Genomic DNA, 16,450 nt, shown 5'->3' with positions numbered 1-16,450 from the left:
ATAGCAGGATAAATACTACTATACTGTTAGTTTATCCAACTATGAAAAAGGCTTCCCAAGTTTCCCTGGAAAGCCTTTTCTCTATACGAAAAGTATATAAAATACTTTTTCTTAGTATGCTTTTGTGTAACCTAATAGGTGCTTACTCCAGTAAGAGTTGCTTACAGAGCTAATGCGTACGCCAGTTGCGTCAGTTTCTGCACTGATGAACTGTCCATTACCTAAGTAAACGCCCATGTGAGAAGGACCTGATTTATAAGTATTTTGGAAGTATACTAAATCACCTGGTTGTGGACTGTTAGTCTTTGTTTTAGAGCTCCAGTATCCAGCAACTGTTTGACGAGCGCCTTTATGACCAGTTTGATTTAATACGTAGTGAATGAATCCACTGCAGTCAAAACCAGCAGGTGTTGTACCAGCAGTTCTGTATGGTGAACCATTTAAAGATCTAGCGAATCCAGCGATTGAAGATGTATCTCCACCTGTTGGTGCTGTTGGTTTTTGTACTTGGTTCGTACCTTGGTTCGTACCTTGGTTACCACCAGTAACTACATTGTTCACTCCGCCTTTTACAAACTTAACAAAGTCTGCACTTACGTAACCAGTGCGGCCATTATGGTTAATTTTATACCAACCATTTTCAGCGCCAGTAACGTTTAATACTGTACCGTTTGTTACCCCACCAATTACAGGGTTATATGTAGCTGGACCTGTACGTACTTTTAAAGCACCTGTGTTAACAACATATGATCCACCAGTTTGAACTGTAGTAGTATTGTTGTTGTTGTTTGTAGTTGGTTGCTGAGTTTCGTTAGACACAGCTGAACCACCTTTTGTTACGAAGTCTTTACTTACGTATCCAGTTCCACCATTGAAGTTAATTTTAAACCAATCTTGAACTTCACCTACAACTTGAACTGTTTTTCCTTTATTTACAGAACCTAAAACAGTATGAGATGCACTTGGGCCTGTACGTACGTTTAATGAAGAAACGTTTACTGTGTAAGTGCCTGTTCCTTGCTGAACAGTAGTAGTAGTTCCTTTATTGCCACCAGTTGTTACGAAGTCCCCACTTACATAACCTGTTTGACCGTTTACACTAACTTTGAACCAACCGTTTTCTTGTCCAATTACTTGAAGTACTTGACCTGATTTCACTTTAGAAATAACGTCATGTCCTGTACCAGCACCTGAACGTACATTTAATACATCAGCTGTTACTGTGTATTTTAATTCAGAAGTTGTTTCTACCGTTTTTGTTTCAGTTACAGTCGTTTGAGTTTGAGTTTGTCCATTAATTTCTTTTAGCGCATCATTTGAAACTTGTGCATGAGCAGAATCCATTCCAGGAACTGCTACACCTACTACAGATGCTGCTGCTAAACCTGCGATTACTTTTTTCATAAGTTGTCTTTACTTCCTTTCCCTACTATCCTCTTGAGAAAACTATAAACTTAGTACTTTACAATATTATCAAAGTAAAATATTCATCCAGTTCCATTTTTTAGCAAGAGTTTTATTTTTCACACATCATTTATTTTAAACGATTGAAGTGAATTTAGTGTGAACTTCATGTGAACTTTATCATTAAACAGTGTGTTTTTGCAATGCTTTTTTCAAATTTCTTATGTATTTCATTGAAAATTCGACATTCCATTCATTATCTTAATATATATTTTCCTTTTGCTATCCACTTTAAAAAACTCTATTAATCTAATACAATGCAAAGAATGTATTTTCTAGTAAAGTCCCTTCCATGAAGCATACTCTTATCATGACAAAAAATGCTTTTTTATCAATAGTATAATATTTTCAAAAAACTTTTTTTGATATATCCATCGTTTTTAAAAGATTTGACGATTTGTAAGATTTAACCCCAAAAATTCTGTTCTAATTTGACGAAAATACACATTCCACTATCTATTTTTCACTATCCATGGAATTTTCAGGATATTTATATTATCATATATAAAGTAGGATTTTAATCCATACAAATTTTATTCACCCCACACTGAAACCAATCGAACTTTTACAGGTCGGTATTCTATACGTATCATTGAATTTTGATATGGAAGCCTTACTGCCCGCAAATAGTGAGATAAAAAAAGGAGATATATTTATGAAAAACATAATAGATGATCCTATAAATAAAAATATAGAACTGTACTATGCTTTTTTTCAATTCGTTTCAATTATAACATTACAAAAAGTATCAACTATTGAAACACGTAAAAACAAATTAAAAAATCAGATGAAAAATTCCTACAAAAAAAATCCTTACTACTTATAAAAGGTGAACAGATTATATCTCTGTTCACCTTTTATTTTTTATTTTATTTGTAAATTTTCACACGAGTTTCTAATGGCTGATATTCTTTATCTCCTGCCGAAACTACCGGTTTACCAAATGGCATTTGCGCAGTTAACTTCCAGTTTTCAGGTACATCCCATTCTTTCCTTACTTCTTCATCAATCAACGGATTATAATGCTGCAATGTAGCACCAAAACCTTCAATCTCTAATGCTGTCCAAATCGCAAATTGCAACATTCCAGAAGATTGCTGAGACCATGTAGGAAAATTATCTTTATATAGTGCAAAGTTCTCTTGCAAACTTTCTACTACTTTACTATCTTCGAAATACAAAACTGTTCCATAGCCACTTTTAAATGCATTCATTTTCTCTTCAGTAGGTGCAAAATTATTTTCAGGTACAATTTTTCGTAACGTTTCTTTCGTAACATTCCATAATTTGTCGTGTTGTTCACCTAGTAATACAACAACTCTTGCACTTTGAGAATTAAAAGCCGAAGGTGTATGTTTCACAGCATGATAAATCACTTCTTGAATTCTTTCATCAGAAACTACTTGCTCTTTACTAATCGCGTAAATAGATCTTCTGTCTTCAATTGCTGAGTAAAAATCTTTTGCCATTACAATTCCCTCCAATTTTTCATTTGAGGCAGTATCATATGTACGAAGCATATAATGCCCCTTGAACTTATTATTAAGTTAAGAACTTATTATTAATAAGTTCTTAACTTAATAATATCAACAAACAAAAACAAACTCAAATGATATCACTTAAGTTTTTACTTCCTATACGTCAAAGAAAAAAAACAGTTTATCGTCACCAAAATCAAGGTTCAATAAACTGTCTGTCTTATTTTTATAACAATCTCATTTACTTCTTTCTTCACCTAATTAAGTAATTGAAATGCATAGGACATTAATTTATTTGTTTCTGTAAAACGTTTTGTTTTACTTTTTGTCCCCATAACAACTGTAATAATACGATTATCGCCTTGTTTTGCAGTACCTGTAAAACAATACCCTGCGCTATCTGTAAATCCTGTTTTTAATCCGTCTATTCCTTCTATATATAAAGCTTTATTATTTTTGTTTAACATCTCATTTGTGTTTGTAACATTAATATTATTAAATGCTAACTGACTTTGACGTAAGTGAGTCACTTCTAATATCTCTGGATAGTCTTTTATAAGATGATACGCTAATTTCGCTACGTCAGCTGCTGTCATTTTTGTTTCACTTCCGTCGGGCTCCTGCAATCCGGAAGCATTCGCGAATTTAGCTTTATCTGACATTTCTAACTGCTGGGCTTTTTCATTCATAAGTTGAACAAAGTTTTTTTCTGTCTTAGCTACATGTTCTGCTAAAGCGACAGCCGAATTATTAGCCGATTCAATCATTAACGCATGATACAAGTCCTTAACAGTTAATGTATCATTTGCTTGCATCGGGATTTTTGCACCCTCTGTTTGTGCCGACTTTTCACTTATTTTCACTGGATCTTCCCAGTGGACTTTCCCATTATGTATACTCTCTAAAACGAGATATGCTGTCATCATTTTTGACATACTAGCAGGGGCAACAGCTTCATTTTCATTATTTTGATAAATAACTTCTCCATTACTCGCATCGATAATAATAGCTGCTTTTGCATCAATTTCTGGTGGTATATATTTTGGTGGAACTACTTTTTCAGATAGCCCTGTTTTAGGTAGCTCTGCCACTTGTAAAGGCTGAGTATCTACTTTTGTTTCACTCTTTTGAACCCCTTGGAAAAAGGACCAACATATACCCAGAATTACTACTAATAGGATTGTTAATCTTCCCCATTTTAACCGCTTCATTCTAAAACTCCTTTAGCAACCTTTTATACACTCATGTTTAACCATAACAACAATTACTTTATATCGTCAAGGTAAAAAGTATATTTATTCATCTACAGCAATTATAATTTCAACCTCGTTCTCTTTTTCATATGTGTTACACTAAAAACAACAAAATATAAGAATATTCAATAACATCGAACCACAAAAACACTATATAATAGAAAGGATTTATACAAATGATACTTCCAAAAGCATTGAAATATGGCGATACAATTGGCATCTACTCTCCCTCTTCACCAGTAACCTATACTTCTCCAAAGAGATTTGAGCGAGCAAAATTATACTTAGAACAGAAAGGTTTTCATATATTAGAAGGTTCACTAACAGGTCAATATGATTATTATCGCTCCGGGAGCATTAAAGAACGTGCTGATGAATTAAATGACTTGATTAGAAACCCTAACGTCTCTTGTATCATGTCGACAATTGGGGGACTGAATTCAAATTCATTACTACCTTACATTGATTATGAGACTTTTCAAAAGAATCCTAAATTAATGATTGGCTATTCAGACACAACAGCATTATTACTAGGAATTTATGCAAAAACAGGAATTCCTACATTTTATGGTCCAGCACTTGTTCCTTCTTTTGGTGAATTTGAGCCTTTCGTAGATTGCACGTACAAATATTTTGCGGATACTTTATTAACTGATCAACACCTTCCTTACAACATAAACCAGCCATTATTTTGGTCAGATGAATTTATTAATTGGGAAGAAAAAACGAAAGAAAAAGATCTTCGACCGAACAATTGGATTTCAGTAATTGGTGGGAAAGCTACTGGACGTATTATTGGTGGGAATTTAAATACTATACAAGGTATTTGGGGTAGCCCCTATATGCCACTTATTCAAGATGGTGACATTCTCTTTATTGAAGATAGCTCAAAAGATGCAGCTACTATCGAAAGAAGTTTTTCATTACTTAAAATTAATGGCGTTTTTGATAAAGTTTCAGGTATCATCCTTGGAAAACATGAGCAATTTGATGATTGTGGTACAAATAGAAAACCTTACGAAATATTATTAGAAGTATTACAAAATCAAAAACTTCCTTTTCTAGCCGATTTTGACTGTTGTCATACTCATCCAATGATTACTTTGCCAATAGGTATTCAAATAGAGATGGATGCAACAAATAAAACGATACAAATTATAGAACAGTGGAAAATCTAACTCTACTAGCTCTATTATTTTCAGCTCTAAAGCTACGCATTGCCTCCTATTGTTTTACATTAGAAGACATGATACTATATATTTTGGAATGTGAAGGAATAAACAAAAATCATTTCAATATGCCTTCTATATAATAAGAATCTATTGATTATATACAGCGAGTTTACACGCGTGTATATAAATGTAAAAGAGAGTGAATATATGAAACCAACTATTAAAAACTATGTATTTTTACATGTGGCCTTCTTGATATATTCTATCATTATGGTTTACATGAAATGGGCATCTCAATTCCCTATTGCATCAATTTCATTTTTTATTGCTTACTTCGGACTTGTTGTACTTTTATTCGGATATGCAATTCTATGGCAACAAGTCATTAAGAACTTTGAAATTTCTAGAGCATATTCACACCGTGGAATTATAATACTGTGGTCAATGCTTTGGTCAGTATTCCTATTTGGAGATACGATACAGTGGAATCACATACTTGGCGCAGCTATTATTATCGTCGGAATTGTGGTGGTGACAAAAGATGAATAGTTATATGTTATTATTGATATTTGGGATAATTTTAGCCAATTACTCACAAATATTATTAAAAAAGGCTACTTTACAACAATACGATTCTAGAATAAAAGAATATGTGAATCCTTATGTTATCATCGGCTACTTTTTATTTGTAATTAATGCCGGATTAAATGTGATCGCCTTAAAGGGCTTGGCATTAAAGCAAGCATCTGCATTAGAATCATTAAGTTATATCATCATTTTAATTTTCAGTTGGTACTTCCTAGGGGAGAAAATCACGAAACGAAAAATCATTGGCAACATTATTATTGTCATTGGTGTAATCATCTATTGTATTCAATAACAAAAAGATCCGTTTATGATAAACGGATCTTTTTGTTATTGCCCTAAATTTTGAACCTTATCTTTCAAATCACCAACTTGTTCTATCGTCTGCATAAGCTCAGAGTTTTTAAACTGCTCTACATTCATTTTTCCTTCCTCTATCTTTGTCATAGATGTATCAATTAATGTATTTAACTTTTCATTATAACCGACGATTTGCTGGTGAAGATCCTTCGCTACATCTGGTGGTGTTAATTCATTAAAAGCTGGTATATCTTGTTTGATTTCAGTAAGTTTCGTTTCTAGTTCTTTCCGGGCTTCCCCATCCTTAACAGCCTTTTCAGCTAATGCTGGCGCTTCATTTGCAAATGCACTTATTTCATTTACATAGTCTGTCGCTTTTTGAGCGTAATCTATGGAGTTCTTCCCTTCCTCTACTAGCGAACATCCCATCAAACCAATTGAAACTACAATTGAAAGTAACATTGTTTTTGTAAACTTCATTTTTACCTCCTAAATAATTCCCATACTTTTATTCATTTATAAACACTTTATTTTCTTCTTATACACTTTATCACATCATATCTTATTTTTTAATCTTCCTCTTATACATTCTAGAAAAATCATTATTATCCTGTTCAACATGTACCTCGAAACTATCTTCATTTAAATATAAAAACAGACATACTTATTTTTCAGTACGTCTGTTTTCCAGGTACGTATAACTCTCACTAATTAAAGTTTCTCTTTATCCTCTCACATGCCCTATTACTGTTATAATATCTATGTCTATATGTACACTAATAATATCTTCTATAATGTCTGTATATCCTTGGCCTAAAGGTGTTCCGTAATGTAATAAAATTTCTTTTTTTTCATAAACTGACTTCGGTACTGTAAAAATAAATTTCCTCAGATTCCGCTCATCAGCAGGCTCCAAAATTAAAACAATGCCATCCTCTTCAAACATATAATCACGCCTTCCAACAATCCATTCACTATGGCTCAAGTATTGCCTTGAAAGGATAGATTTTAAACACCCTTTCTAACAATATATAACCATTTCATGATCAAATAGCTTATACGGCTTATATGATTTCACCACAAATACAAAAAAACACGAACCTTGAACTACCAAGAATTTGTGTTTTTTTGCATTTCATTCCTATATGCCTTTATCAAGCTCATATAACCTACGATATTTCTCATTTTCTTTCAGTAGCTGTTCGTGACTACCTTGCATAGCGATTTGGCCACTATCAAGGAAAATAACTTCATCTACATGTTCAATTCCTACAAGATGATGTGTAATCCAAATAACAGTCTTTTCTTCTGTTGCAGAAAACATTGTTTCTATTAAGGCTAATTCCGTTTTAGGGTCTAAACCGATAGTCGGTTCATCAAGTACAATGATTGGTGTTTCTTGCATAAGAGTTCTTGCAAATGCTACCCTTTGCCTTTCTCCGCCAGAAAACCTCTTTCCCATTTCATGCATTTTTGTTTGTAATCCATCAGGAAGAGAAGCAATGTGTGGTGCTAGCTGTGCTTTCTCTAAAGCTTTCCATATCTCTTCATCATTAGCCTCTGGTTTACCGATCCGCACATTATTTCCAATTGTCGTATCGAATAAATGTGGTTTTTGGTTTAATACAGAAATATATTTTGACAAAAAATCCGTACGAGCTTGTTCACCATTCAATATAACTTGGCCATTCACCGGACGTAGTGCCCCAGTTAACAATTTTAGTAAAGTAGATTTCCCTGTTCCACTTCTACCTAAAATAGCAATTTTCTTTCCTGCCTTTATTTGCAATGATACATCTTTTAATACAGGTTCATTACTATCCGGATAATTATACGACACATTACTCAGTTCGATATCTACATGTTTTGATACAACGTATTCTTTATTTACAGGTAACTCCTTACCCTCATCCAAAGCGCTCTCACTTTCTACGCCATTAAGCCGATGAGCAGATTCTACATAAGATGGAATTCGATCGATAGCATCTGATATAGGGATAAGCGCATTTGTCACAGATAATGTCATTAATACGAAAGCTGCGATAACTGTAGGTGCAATCTGTTCACTTGCCGCTGCATTTCCAGTCCATATAATCATTGAAATGACTACAATACCTACTGTTAAGTGAATGAGACTGTCTCGAATATGGTACCAGCGTTTCACGCTCTTTTCTGTCTTTAACAACTGGACATTTTGCGCTACATACTCATTAATAAATTCATCTTTTCTACCACTCGCCTGCCAATCAGATAACCCAAATACAGCATCTGTCAATTGTTGATACAAACGATTTCTTCCTCGCTTCAAAGCAACATGATGTCGTTTCATCAAAAGTAGTGATACGAATGGGAGAAGAAAAACAATAACAGCTAACATACAAGCTGCGATAAGTGCAAATACTAAGTCAAATGCACCGATAACAATTACGAAAATGCTATATACAACTAACGCTAATATACTAGGGAATATTGTACGTAAATATAGATTCTGTAAATGTTCAATATCCTCAGACAATACACCTAGTACATCACCAGTTTGAAAGCGTGAGCGGAAAAATAACGCCTGTGGTTCTACAATTCTATATAGTTTCGTTCTCATTTTTTCTAATATACGTAATACAACATCATGCCCAACTAAACGCTCTAAATAATGAAAGACCGCTTGTCCTATACTAAATGCACGCGTTGCGACAATAGGAACATATACAGCCATTACATTTTCCGGTCTGAGAGCAGATTTAGAAATTAAATAACCTGAAATGAAAAGTAACATCGCACCCGAACTAACTCCAAGAAGCCCAAGGAAAATAGTCAAAGTCATTCTACCTTTATTTTGCTGTATATAAGGCTTAATCCAGTTACTCATCGCGCTCCCCTCTCTTCGCTATGAAAATGTAATGTCTCATTCGTTAAAAGTTCTTCATATGTTCCGTTTTCTATAATTTTCCCTTTATTAAAAATAAGAATATGATCCATTTGCTTCATCCAATGTAGACGATGTGTTGCAAGAAATACTAACTTACCTTCAAACAGACGTAACATCGATTGCTTTATTTCAAATTCAGTTTCAATATCAAGATGTGCTGTAGGTTCATCTAATAAAATGATTGGCTTTTTACTTAAAAGGGCACGTGCCATAGCGACACGTTGTTCTTGTCCGCCACTAAGCATACGTCCACCTTCTCCAATTCTTTCGTACATCCCATGTGGTAATGATTCAACGAGCGAACGAAGACCAACTTCATTAATAACTCTCTCAACTTCTTCATCAATTGTATTCGTTTCATAGAAACAAATATTATCTTTTAATGAAAGCGGAAAAATATAAGGTTGCTGCGGAATATAAGCAATATTTTTTTGCCAATCTTCTCGAGTAGATTCACCAATTTCCACACCATTTACTAACATCTTCCCACCCGAAGGAGGTAGAAATCCTGCTAACACATCGATTAACGTTGATTTCCCTGCCCCACTTTCACCAATAATGCCTATAGCACCGTTACCTTGCCAAGTAAAATCAATTCCCTCTAATATAGCCTTTTCAGATTCATCATTATTTACTTTTACATCTTGTAATTTCAAACTACTAGAAGAATTCCATACTATATCTACATTTGAATCTTTCTTTTCTATTTCTTTTTGTTTCTGTAGAATTTCTTCTATTTGCTCCATTGCAAGTTGTCCATCTAATGTAGCATGATAATTCGCTCCAACTTGCTTAATCGGCAGAAAATATTCCGGCGCTAAAATTAAAATCGTAAGAGCTGGCAACAGTATAATTGTCCCATCTATTAACCGTATCCCTAATCCAACTGCTACAAATGCAATTGATAAACTCGTAAAGAAATCTAATGCAAAAGAAGAAAGAAAAGCAACTCGCAAAGTACGCATCGTTGCTTTTCTATATCGTTTACTTACTTTTTCAATCTTTCCTTCGTGCTGTTTACTTTTCCCTAAATACTTTAATGTTTCTAATCCTTTTAACGTATCTACAAAATGATTAGAAAGTACACGATATGTCTCATATTGGCTATCCGCCATTTTCTGCGCTGCTAATCCTAGAAGGATCATAAATATGATCACAATTGGAATCGTTACAACTAAAATGATTCCCGACTCAATGTCCAGTGTAAAAACATATAGAACAATTAGCCCTGGAACGATACTACTTCTAATCATTTTAGGAATTGTCAATTCAATATATGTTTTAAATTTCTCAATACCTTCTATCGATAAAGTAACCAGATGACCAGTCCCATTCGTTTGGACAAATCTCGGCCCTAACGTAAAATATGCTTCTATTAACTGTTTACGTAATGCAAATCCTGTTTTTTCAGCGAAACGCTCAACCAATATTTGCGATGTTCGCACCAACATTTGGCGTGCTGCAAACGTGATCCCAAAATAAACAGTTTCACTTAGCACAGCTTGCACTGTTTCTCCATGAAATAAAAATGTGATTGCTCGTGCTAAAAACACTGTCTGCGCAATGATACTACACGCCTCTAGAATGCTAATAAGACTTAAAGTTACATATAAAACTCGGCTACCAGGATACGACGGAAGTCCTCTTTTTCTTTTCATTAGTACTCCAAATCTTTGTCTGACTTAACAGGTTGTCTAAATACATAGAAACTCCATATTTGACTACCGATAACAAACGGTAAAATCGCAAGAGAAAAATAGCTCATCAGTTTTAATGCATAAGGTCCTGATGCCGCATTATAAATTGTCAAATCATTTACCGCTCCTAATGAGCTAATCATGACACGCGGGAACATACCGATGAACACACTTGCACTTAACAAAATGATTGTTAAACTCGTCATAAAGAAAGCCCAACCATCTCTTCTTCTTTTATTTAATAAAGTAGAAACAAATAGCGCTACAAAAGCTCCAATTGGAACCATTAGCCACTCTGAACCATGTGCGGTGAAAATATCTGTTTTCCATAACCCTACAGCTGCAAAAACAAGAAGTGTTATTAATGCAAAAGGTGCAATCTTTGTCGCGGCAATACGTGCGCGTTCTCGTAATTTTCCTGTTGTACGTATAGTAAGGAATTGCAAACCATGAACAATACATAGAAGAAGAAACATAACTCCCCCAAGTAACGCAAATGGGTGAAGTAATTTCATAAATCCGCCTACCATATTTTTACTTCCATCAATTGGTACACCTGTCATAAAGTTTGCGATTGCAACTCCCCAAAGTATAGGAGGTAGCAAACTTCCAATAAACATGCCCCAATCCCAGAAACTCTTCCATTTATGATTTTCTATTTTCGCACGGAATTTAAAGGAAACACCTCTTATAATTAATGCAAGAAGCATAAACACAAATGGAATATAAAACCCACTAAATAAAGTTGCATACCAGTGCGGGAATGCCGCAAACATAGCGCCACCAGCACAAACAAGCCATACTTCATTTGCGTGCCAAAACGGCCCAATTGTATTTAAATATATACGTTTTTCCAAATCGTTTTTCCCTAAAAACCTTGAAACGATTCCTACACCAAAATCGAAACCTTCAAGTACAAAGAAGCCAACGAATAAGGTTGAGATAATTAGAAACCACAACTCATTAAGAGATAACATACTCTTCCTCCTTATCAAATGGATCATGGCTTTGATAATCCTTTTTCGTTTTCTTATTCGCATGTCCTTTAATGATACGAACGAATAAGTAAACAGTAATTCCTCCAACAATTAAATATAGTGATGTGAATGAAACAAGAGAGAATAATACTTCTCCAAATGAAACGTTTGGAGATACAGCATCTTCTGTTTTCATAACACCGAAGACAACCCAAGGCTGACGTCCCATTTCAGTCATGATCCATCCTACTGTATTACCGATAAACGGTAGTGCAATTGCATATACCATTATTTTTAAATACCAAGGGTTTTCAGTTAAGCGATCTTTTCTTGATAAGAACCAGCCGTACATTCCTAAAAGAAGCATGAATGTTCCACTCATTACCATCGCTCTAAAACTCCAGAACATAGTATGTACTGGCGGAATATAATCTCCAGGTCCATATTTTTCTTCATATTGTTTTTGAATTTGATTCATCCCTTCAACTTGACCGCTAAATTTATCGTATGACAATAGACTTAGCATATAAGGGATTTGAATTTCAAACGAATTTTCTTTCTTCTCTGTATCAATTTTCGCAAATACTGTAAATGGCGCTGGATCCTCACTCGTATTCCATAATGCTTCAGCTGCTGCCATTTTCATCGGATGTGTCTTAATTAAATTTTGTGCTTGTGCATGACCGAAAAATAATACCAATGCAGTTGTAATTGTTCCAACAACGATAGAAACTCGGAACGATTTTTTAAACACCGCAGTTTCTTGACCTTTTGATATTTTCCATGCACTTACACCTGCAATAAAGAATGCACCAGTTGCAATTGCCGCTGTGATTGTATGTGGGAATTGCACCCATAATTGTGGATTTTGAATAATCGCCCAAAAATCATTCATTTGCGCACGTCCATCTGCTGCCATTTCATATCCTACTGGGGCATGCATAAATGCACTTGCAGTTAAAATCCAAAATGCTGATAACATTGTTCCTATTGAGAGGAGCCAAATACATAAAAGGTGAACTCGCTTCGGAAGTTTATCCTCACCGAATACCCATAAACCTAGGAATGTAGACTCAATGAAAAATGCTAATAAACCTTCAATTGCAAGTGATGGTCCGAAAACATCACCAACAAAACGTGAATACGTTGACCAGTTCATACCAAACTGAAATTCTTGTAAAATACCTGTTACTACACCTACTGCGAAGTTAACAAGGAATATTTGTGTCCAAAACTTTGTCATCTTCTTATAAATTTCTTGTCCCTTTACCACATACAACGTTTGCATTAACGCAATGATAAAAGCTAAGCCTATAGACAGCGGAACGAAAAAGTAATGAAAAATCGTTGTTGATGCAAATTGTATTCGTGCCAATTCGAGCGTTTCCATGCTAAAGTCACTTCCTTCATATTTTTTTATATCGTAATATCGATTGAATTGTATGAATTCACTTCATAACGAACAATTCAATCATTTGGAAATACAAAAAGATAAATTCGTTTATGTACTTTCTGAAAATATAGATTGTCAGTTTTTTAGATAATTACAAAAGAACTTTCTTCATACGATTTACCTTTTCACTATTTCAGTAGTGTTTTATTCGTTAATCGAATTGTATAATATACTTACATAATAAATTCAGGTGATTTTTGACGTATTATTGACAGGATTTTGTCTGAAATATGTCTTTTGTAATTTTTTTGAATTAGATTTTTCACATTTTAAAAACGTACTTTTCAAACATACAACACACTCTTATATCAATTATTATTATGTTTTTCTCTTCATACGCTTGACTTTCACCTTAAAAAATGTCCTGGAATCAAACCTGAAAACACGTTAGATTTTTGTCAAGAGAAAAATGTATTTCCAAAATTCAAATCAACAATATTGTTATTCACAAATAGAAAAAAACTCCCCTTTCTCTAGACATAAAATTCGTTTTTTTGTCATTTTTCAAACTGACTAAATAAAAAAGTACCGAGAATAGATTATATTCCCGGTACTTTTTTCATTATTTCGTTGTATATTTTCTAACAGCCGGCATAATTTCAGTAGCAATTAATTCAATGTTTTTCTCAATCTTATCAAATGGTACACCGCCAAAATCAATCTGTGCCATAAAACGTTGCTGTCCAAATAATTCATATTGATAAAGCATTTTTTCAATAATTTGTTGCGGGCTACCAATCATTAACGCATCACGGTGATCTACTGCGTTAGTAAATTGTTGTTTTGGATACCCACCACCGCGTAGCGCAAGCATACCAGCATTAATATGAGGATAATATTCACTAAGTGCATCTTGTGAATTTTCTGCTGTATAAAATAAACTTGTTGTCGCAATTGGTAATGTTGCTGGATCAAAACCACTTTGCTCAGCTGCTTCACGATATGCATCAACCGAAACTTTAAAATTAACAGCTGGGCCACCAAGTGTCGTAAGCATCATTGGTACACCTGCGCGTCCTGCCTTAATTGCACTAGCAGGTGGCCCTCCAACAGCACGCCAAATTGGCATATTGTTATTTTTAGCTCTCGGTATAATTGCCGCATGTTCAAGTGGCGTTCTAAACTGCCCTTTCCATGTTACACTTTCTTCTTTATTTATTTTTAATAAAAGATCCATCTTCTCTTCAAATAGTTCTTCATAATAATTTACATCGTAACCAAGTAAACTATATCCCCCAATACGAGATCCACGACCAGCAACGATTTCAGCACGACCACTAGAAATTAAATCAATTGTGGCAAAATCCTCATATACACGAACCGGATCTGACGTGCTTAATACTGTTGCGGAACTCGCGATTTTAATGTTTTTCGTAGCTTGTGCAATAGCTCCTAAAATAACTGTATGAGCTTGCGTTGTAAAATGCGCTTGATGACTTTCACCGACAGCAAACACATCAATTCCAGCTTCATCTGCTAACTTAGCTGTTTCAATTAGTTCATGAATTCTTTTTTCTGCACTTATTTTCGAACCATTATGCGGATTTAAAATATGATCTCCAATTGAATATAATCCAAATTCAATTCCCTTACTTGTATCAATACGGTATTTTTCCATAGTTGCTCTCTCCCTTTTAATAAAGCGGTATTAATTTCTCTTCAATCTCTTTTCTTCTCTCTTCTAAAAATGGTGGTAAATCCAGCTCTTTTCCTAATTCTTCAACTGCTGAATCTACTGTAAATCCTGGTCCATCCGTCGCAATCTCAAATAAAATGCCATTTGACTCACGGAAATATAAACTTTTAAAATAAAAGCGATCGATAATCCCTGTTGATTGGAACCCTTTATCTTTCACCGCTTCATTCCAATAACTCAGTTCTTCATCATTTTTCACACGAATAGCTAAATGATGAATACTTCCTTTTCCTGGTCTTTCACTCTCCCCATCTTGCTGTTTCACCAAAATTTCTCCAAAAGATTGACCATCAATAGATTGATAAATCCCCTCATCGTCTGAACGAGATACTTCTTTATAACTAAACAAACCTGTTAATGTTTTTGATAATTTATTTAAACTGCGCACTGTCATTTCAACTGTTCCCATGCCTAAAATACGATGATTCTGCTCTACAGAAGATTCATCCCATGCAGTCCAATATTCAGGCACCTCTTCATCTTTATTATTTAACAGCACTAACCGTAGACCATCTGGATCTTCAAAGTGCAGTGCGTCTCTTCCGGCGTAAGTTGTAATTTCCCCAAGCGCCACCTGGAGTGACTCAAAACGTCTCTTCCAAAATGTAAGACTTTCTATTGAAGGTACGAGCAAGCCTATTTGTGTTATTGCATTTGTACCACGGATTGTTCTACCTACATTCGGCATTTCAAAAAATGATAATTCAGTTCCGGCACTCCCTGTTAAATCACCATAAAACAAATGATACATAAATGGATTATCTTGATTGACTGTCTTTTTCACCCGGCGTAATCCTAAAACATCTCGATAAAAATTATTATTCGTTTTCGCATTTTTAGTCACCATAGAAATGTGGTGATGTCCTGGAATTGTATACATAAAACTTCCTCCTCTTTATCACTTGATTAGTCAATTGATTAAGTAAAAAAAATTACTCATTCGGTAATTCTTTTTTTTCACTATGCTTATGAACTTTTGACATCAACTCGTATAGTATTTTCTGCTCTTCTTCATTTAATACATCATCAAAAAATGATGATTGAAATGCAAGTTGCTCTGGCAATGCTCTTTCTAAAGCCGCTTCCCCTTGCCCTGTAAGACTAATTGTTTTCGTTTTCCAATCTTGTTTTCGTATAATATATCCTTCTTTTTCAAGACGTGTTAACATTCGAGAAATGCCGCCTTGTGTAACGGTAACCTTTTCTGCTAACTCCATTTGTGTTAATGGCTGATAAGTCCGTATTTGCAAAAGCACATCAAATTGGGCTGTTGTTAAATCAAAACGTTTTAAAAACTCATTTGACATTTGATTACTTTGGTTCGTAAATCGTATTAAACGTAGCCATATTAACGATCCTATCGTATTTTCACGCATGTTTCATCACTTCCTAGCGTTGATCTTACTATCACTTTACCACTCAAGTGATAGTAATGCAAGTAGAAATATG

General features: G+C 34.4%; 16 protein-coding genes. 4 read left to right on the top strand and 12 right to left on the bottom strand.

Translation table 11 applies throughout. The features are described 5' to 3' along the window. Positions 1-111: 111 nt before the first annotated feature. Positions 112-1,404 carry an enterotoxin EntFM gene (gene entFM, locus ABH959_RS02600; protein WP_113938235.1) on the bottom strand — a complete coding sequence of 431 codons (1,293 nt, stop codon included), beginning with the start codon at positions 1,402-1,404 and terminating at the stop codon, positions 112-114. Between the two features lie 715 nt (positions 1,405-2,119). On the opposite strand from entFM, the gene ABH959_RS02595 reads away from it, so the two are divergent. Beyond that, complete coding sequence (locus ABH959_RS02595; protein ID WP_002086168.1) at positions 2,120-2,290, top strand: hypothetical protein; 171 nt, start codon at positions 2,120-2,122, stop codon at positions 2,288-2,290. A 43-nt stretch (positions 2,291-2,333) separates the two neighbouring features. On the opposite strand, the gene ABH959_RS02590 is transcribed toward ABH959_RS02595, so the two are convergent. Both ABH959_RS02590 and ABH959_RS02585 read right to left on the bottom strand, forming a co-directional pair. Further along, positions 2,334-2,933 (bottom strand): nitroreductase family protein, encoded by a 600-nt coding sequence (locus ABH959_RS02590; protein ID WP_113938303.1) that lies wholly within the window; start codon positions 2,931-2,933, stop codon positions 2,334-2,336. Between the two features lie 266 nt (positions 2,934-3,199). Further along, positions 3,200-4,153, bottom strand: a complete 954-nt coding sequence (locus ABH959_RS02585) for a D-alanyl-D-alanine carboxypeptidase family protein (protein WP_404492239.1) — start codon at positions 4,151-4,153, stop codon at positions 3,200-3,202. Between the two features lie 218 nt (positions 4,154-4,371). Here ABH959_RS02585 and ABH959_RS02580 point away from each other — a divergent pair, with 218 nt between their 5' ends. The 3 genes from ABH959_RS02580 (at position 4,372) to ABH959_RS02570 (ending at position 6,247) form a co-directional block, all read left to right on the top strand. Beyond that, positions 4,372-5,373: a S66 family peptidase gene (locus tag ABH959_RS02580; RefSeq protein WP_219302032.1), complete on the top strand. Its 1,002-nt coding sequence runs from the start codon at positions 4,372-4,374 to the stop codon at positions 5,371-5,373. A gap of 201 nt (positions 5,374-5,574) precedes the next feature. Further along, on the top strand, positions 5,575-5,916 hold the full coding sequence (locus ABH959_RS02575; protein ID WP_002086172.1) for an EamA family transporter: 342 nt from the start codon (positions 5,575-5,577) through the stop codon (positions 5,914-5,916). Continuing rightward, complete coding sequence (locus tag ABH959_RS02570; RefSeq protein ID WP_002165951.1) at positions 5,909-6,247, top strand: EamA family transporter; 339 nt, start codon at positions 5,909-5,911, stop codon at positions 6,245-6,247. Before ABH959_RS02575 ends, ABH959_RS02570 begins: the two co-directional genes overlap by 8 nt. 35 nt (positions 6,248-6,282) lie before the next feature. Here ABH959_RS02570 and ABH959_RS02565 read toward each other — a convergent pair whose 3' ends face one another. The 9 genes from ABH959_RS02565 to ABH959_RS02525 form a co-directional block, all read right to left on the bottom strand. Beyond that, positions 6,283-6,732 (bottom strand): DUF6376 family protein, encoded by a 450-nt coding sequence (locus ABH959_RS02565; protein WP_113938232.1) that lies wholly within the window; start codon positions 6,730-6,732, stop codon positions 6,283-6,285. Between the two features lie 244 nt (positions 6,733-6,976). Beyond that, positions 6,977-7,198: a hypothetical protein gene (locus ABH959_RS02560; RefSeq protein WP_063217781.1), complete on the bottom strand. Its 222-nt coding sequence runs from the start codon at positions 7,196-7,198 to the stop codon at positions 6,977-6,979. A gap of 195 nt (positions 7,199-7,393) precedes the next feature. Further along, positions 7,394-9,118, bottom strand: coding sequence for a thiol reductant ABC exporter subunit CydC (gene cydC, locus ABH959_RS02555; protein ID WP_113938231.1), 1,725 nt, complete (start codon positions 9,116-9,118; stop codon positions 7,394-7,396). After that, positions 9,115-10,836: a thiol reductant ABC exporter subunit CydD gene (cydD, locus tag ABH959_RS02550; protein ID WP_113938230.1), complete on the bottom strand. Its 1,722-nt coding sequence runs from the start codon at positions 10,834-10,836 to the stop codon at positions 9,115-9,117. The genes cydC and cydD overlap by 4 nt, the downstream gene beginning before the upstream one ends. Then, positions 10,836-11,852 (bottom strand): cytochrome d ubiquinol oxidase subunit II, encoded by a 1,017-nt coding sequence (gene cydB, locus ABH959_RS02545; RefSeq protein WP_002141342.1) that lies wholly within the window; start codon positions 11,850-11,852, stop codon positions 10,836-10,838. The genes cydD and cydB overlap by 1 nt, the downstream gene beginning before the upstream one ends. Beyond that, a complete protein-coding gene (gene cydA, locus ABH959_RS02540) occupies positions 11,839-13,242 on the bottom strand; it encodes a cytochrome ubiquinol oxidase subunit I (RefSeq protein ID WP_002012335.1) in 1,404 nt (467 codons plus the stop codon). The genes cydB and cydA overlap by 14 nt, the downstream gene beginning before the upstream one ends. A 625-nt stretch (positions 13,243-13,867) precedes the next feature. Continuing rightward, positions 13,868-14,923 carry an LLM class flavin-dependent oxidoreductase gene (locus ABH959_RS02535; protein WP_113938229.1) on the bottom strand — a complete coding sequence of 352 codons (1,056 nt, stop codon included), beginning with the start codon at positions 14,921-14,923 and terminating at the stop codon, positions 13,868-13,870. A gap of 16 nt (positions 14,924-14,939) precedes the next feature. After that, complete coding sequence (locus tag ABH959_RS02530; RefSeq protein WP_404492238.1) at positions 14,940-15,881, bottom strand: ring-cleaving dioxygenase; 942 nt, start codon at positions 15,879-15,881, stop codon at positions 14,940-14,942. A 52-nt stretch (positions 15,882-15,933) separates the two neighbouring features. Next, on the bottom strand, positions 15,934-16,377 hold the full coding sequence (locus ABH959_RS02525; RefSeq protein ID WP_113938227.1) for a MarR family winged helix-turn-helix transcriptional regulator: 444 nt from the start codon (positions 16,375-16,377) through the stop codon (positions 15,934-15,936). Positions 16,378-16,450 lie beyond the last annotated feature (73 nt).

The sequence above is a fragment of the Bacillus sp. RC51 genome, from assembly GCF_044908115.1.
Taxonomy (GTDB): Bacteria; Bacillota; Bacilli; order Bacillales; family Bacillaceae_G; genus Bacillus_A; species Bacillus_A mycoides.
Note: the sequence above shows the minus strand (reverse complement) of the source record. Positions and strands in the feature narration are given on the sequence as shown.

Excerpts from the sequence above, each read along its gene's own strand:
- ABH959_RS02560 (WP_063217781.1), bottom strand. The coding sequence starts at position 7,198 with ATGTTTGAAGAGGATGGCATTGTTTTAATTTTGGAGCCTGCTGATGAG.
- ABH959_RS02590 (WP_113938303.1), bottom strand. The coding sequence starts at position 2,933 with ATGGCAAAAGATTTTTACTCAGCAATTGAAGACAGAAGATCTATTTAC.
- cydA (WP_002012335.1), bottom strand. The coding sequence starts at position 13,242 with ATGGAAACGCTCGAATTGGCACGAATACAATTTGCATCAACAACGATT.
- ABH959_RS02580 (WP_219302032.1), top strand. The coding sequence starts at position 4,372 with ATGATACTTCCAAAAGCATTGAAATATGGCGATACAATTGGCATCTAC.
- ABH959_RS02530 (WP_404492238.1), bottom strand. The coding sequence starts at position 15,881 with ATGTATACAATTCCAGGACATCACCACATTTCTATGGTGACTAAAAAT.
- ABH959_RS02595 (WP_002086168.1), top strand. The coding sequence starts at position 2,120 with ATGAAAAACATAATAGATGATCCTATAAATAAAAATATAGAACTGTAC.
- ABH959_RS02535 (WP_113938229.1), bottom strand. The coding sequence starts at position 14,923 with ATGGAAAAATACCGTATTGATACAAGTAAGGGAATTGAATTTGGATTA.
- cydD (WP_113938230.1), bottom strand. The coding sequence starts at position 10,836 with ATGAAAAGAAAAAGAGGACTTCCGTCGTATCCTGGTAGCCGAGTTTTA.
- cydC (WP_113938231.1), bottom strand. The coding sequence starts at position 9,118 with ATGAGTAACTGGATTAAGCCTTATATACAGCAAAATAAAGGTAGAATG.
- ABH959_RS02585 (WP_404492239.1), bottom strand. The coding sequence starts at position 4,153 with ATGAAGCGGTTAAAATGGGGAAGATTAACAATCCTATTAGTAGTAATT.
- ABH959_RS02565 (WP_113938232.1), bottom strand. The coding sequence starts at position 6,732 with ATGAAGTTTACAAAAACAATGTTACTTTCAATTGTAGTTTCAATTGGT.
- cydB (WP_002141342.1), bottom strand. The coding sequence starts at position 11,852 with ATGTTATCTCTTAATGAGTTGTGGTTTCTAATTATCTCAACCTTATTC.
- ABH959_RS02575 (WP_002086172.1), top strand. The coding sequence starts at position 5,575 with ATGAAACCAACTATTAAAAACTATGTATTTTTACATGTGGCCTTCTTG.
- ABH959_RS02570 (WP_002165951.1), top strand. The coding sequence starts at position 5,909 with ATGAATAGTTATATGTTATTATTGATATTTGGGATAATTTTAGCCAAT.
- entFM (WP_113938235.1), bottom strand. The coding sequence starts at position 1,404 with ATGAAAAAAGTAATCGCAGGTTTAGCAGCAGCATCTGTAGTAGGTGTA.
- ABH959_RS02525 (WP_113938227.1), bottom strand. The coding sequence starts at position 16,377 with ATGCGTGAAAATACGATAGGATCGTTAATATGGCTACGTTTAATACGA.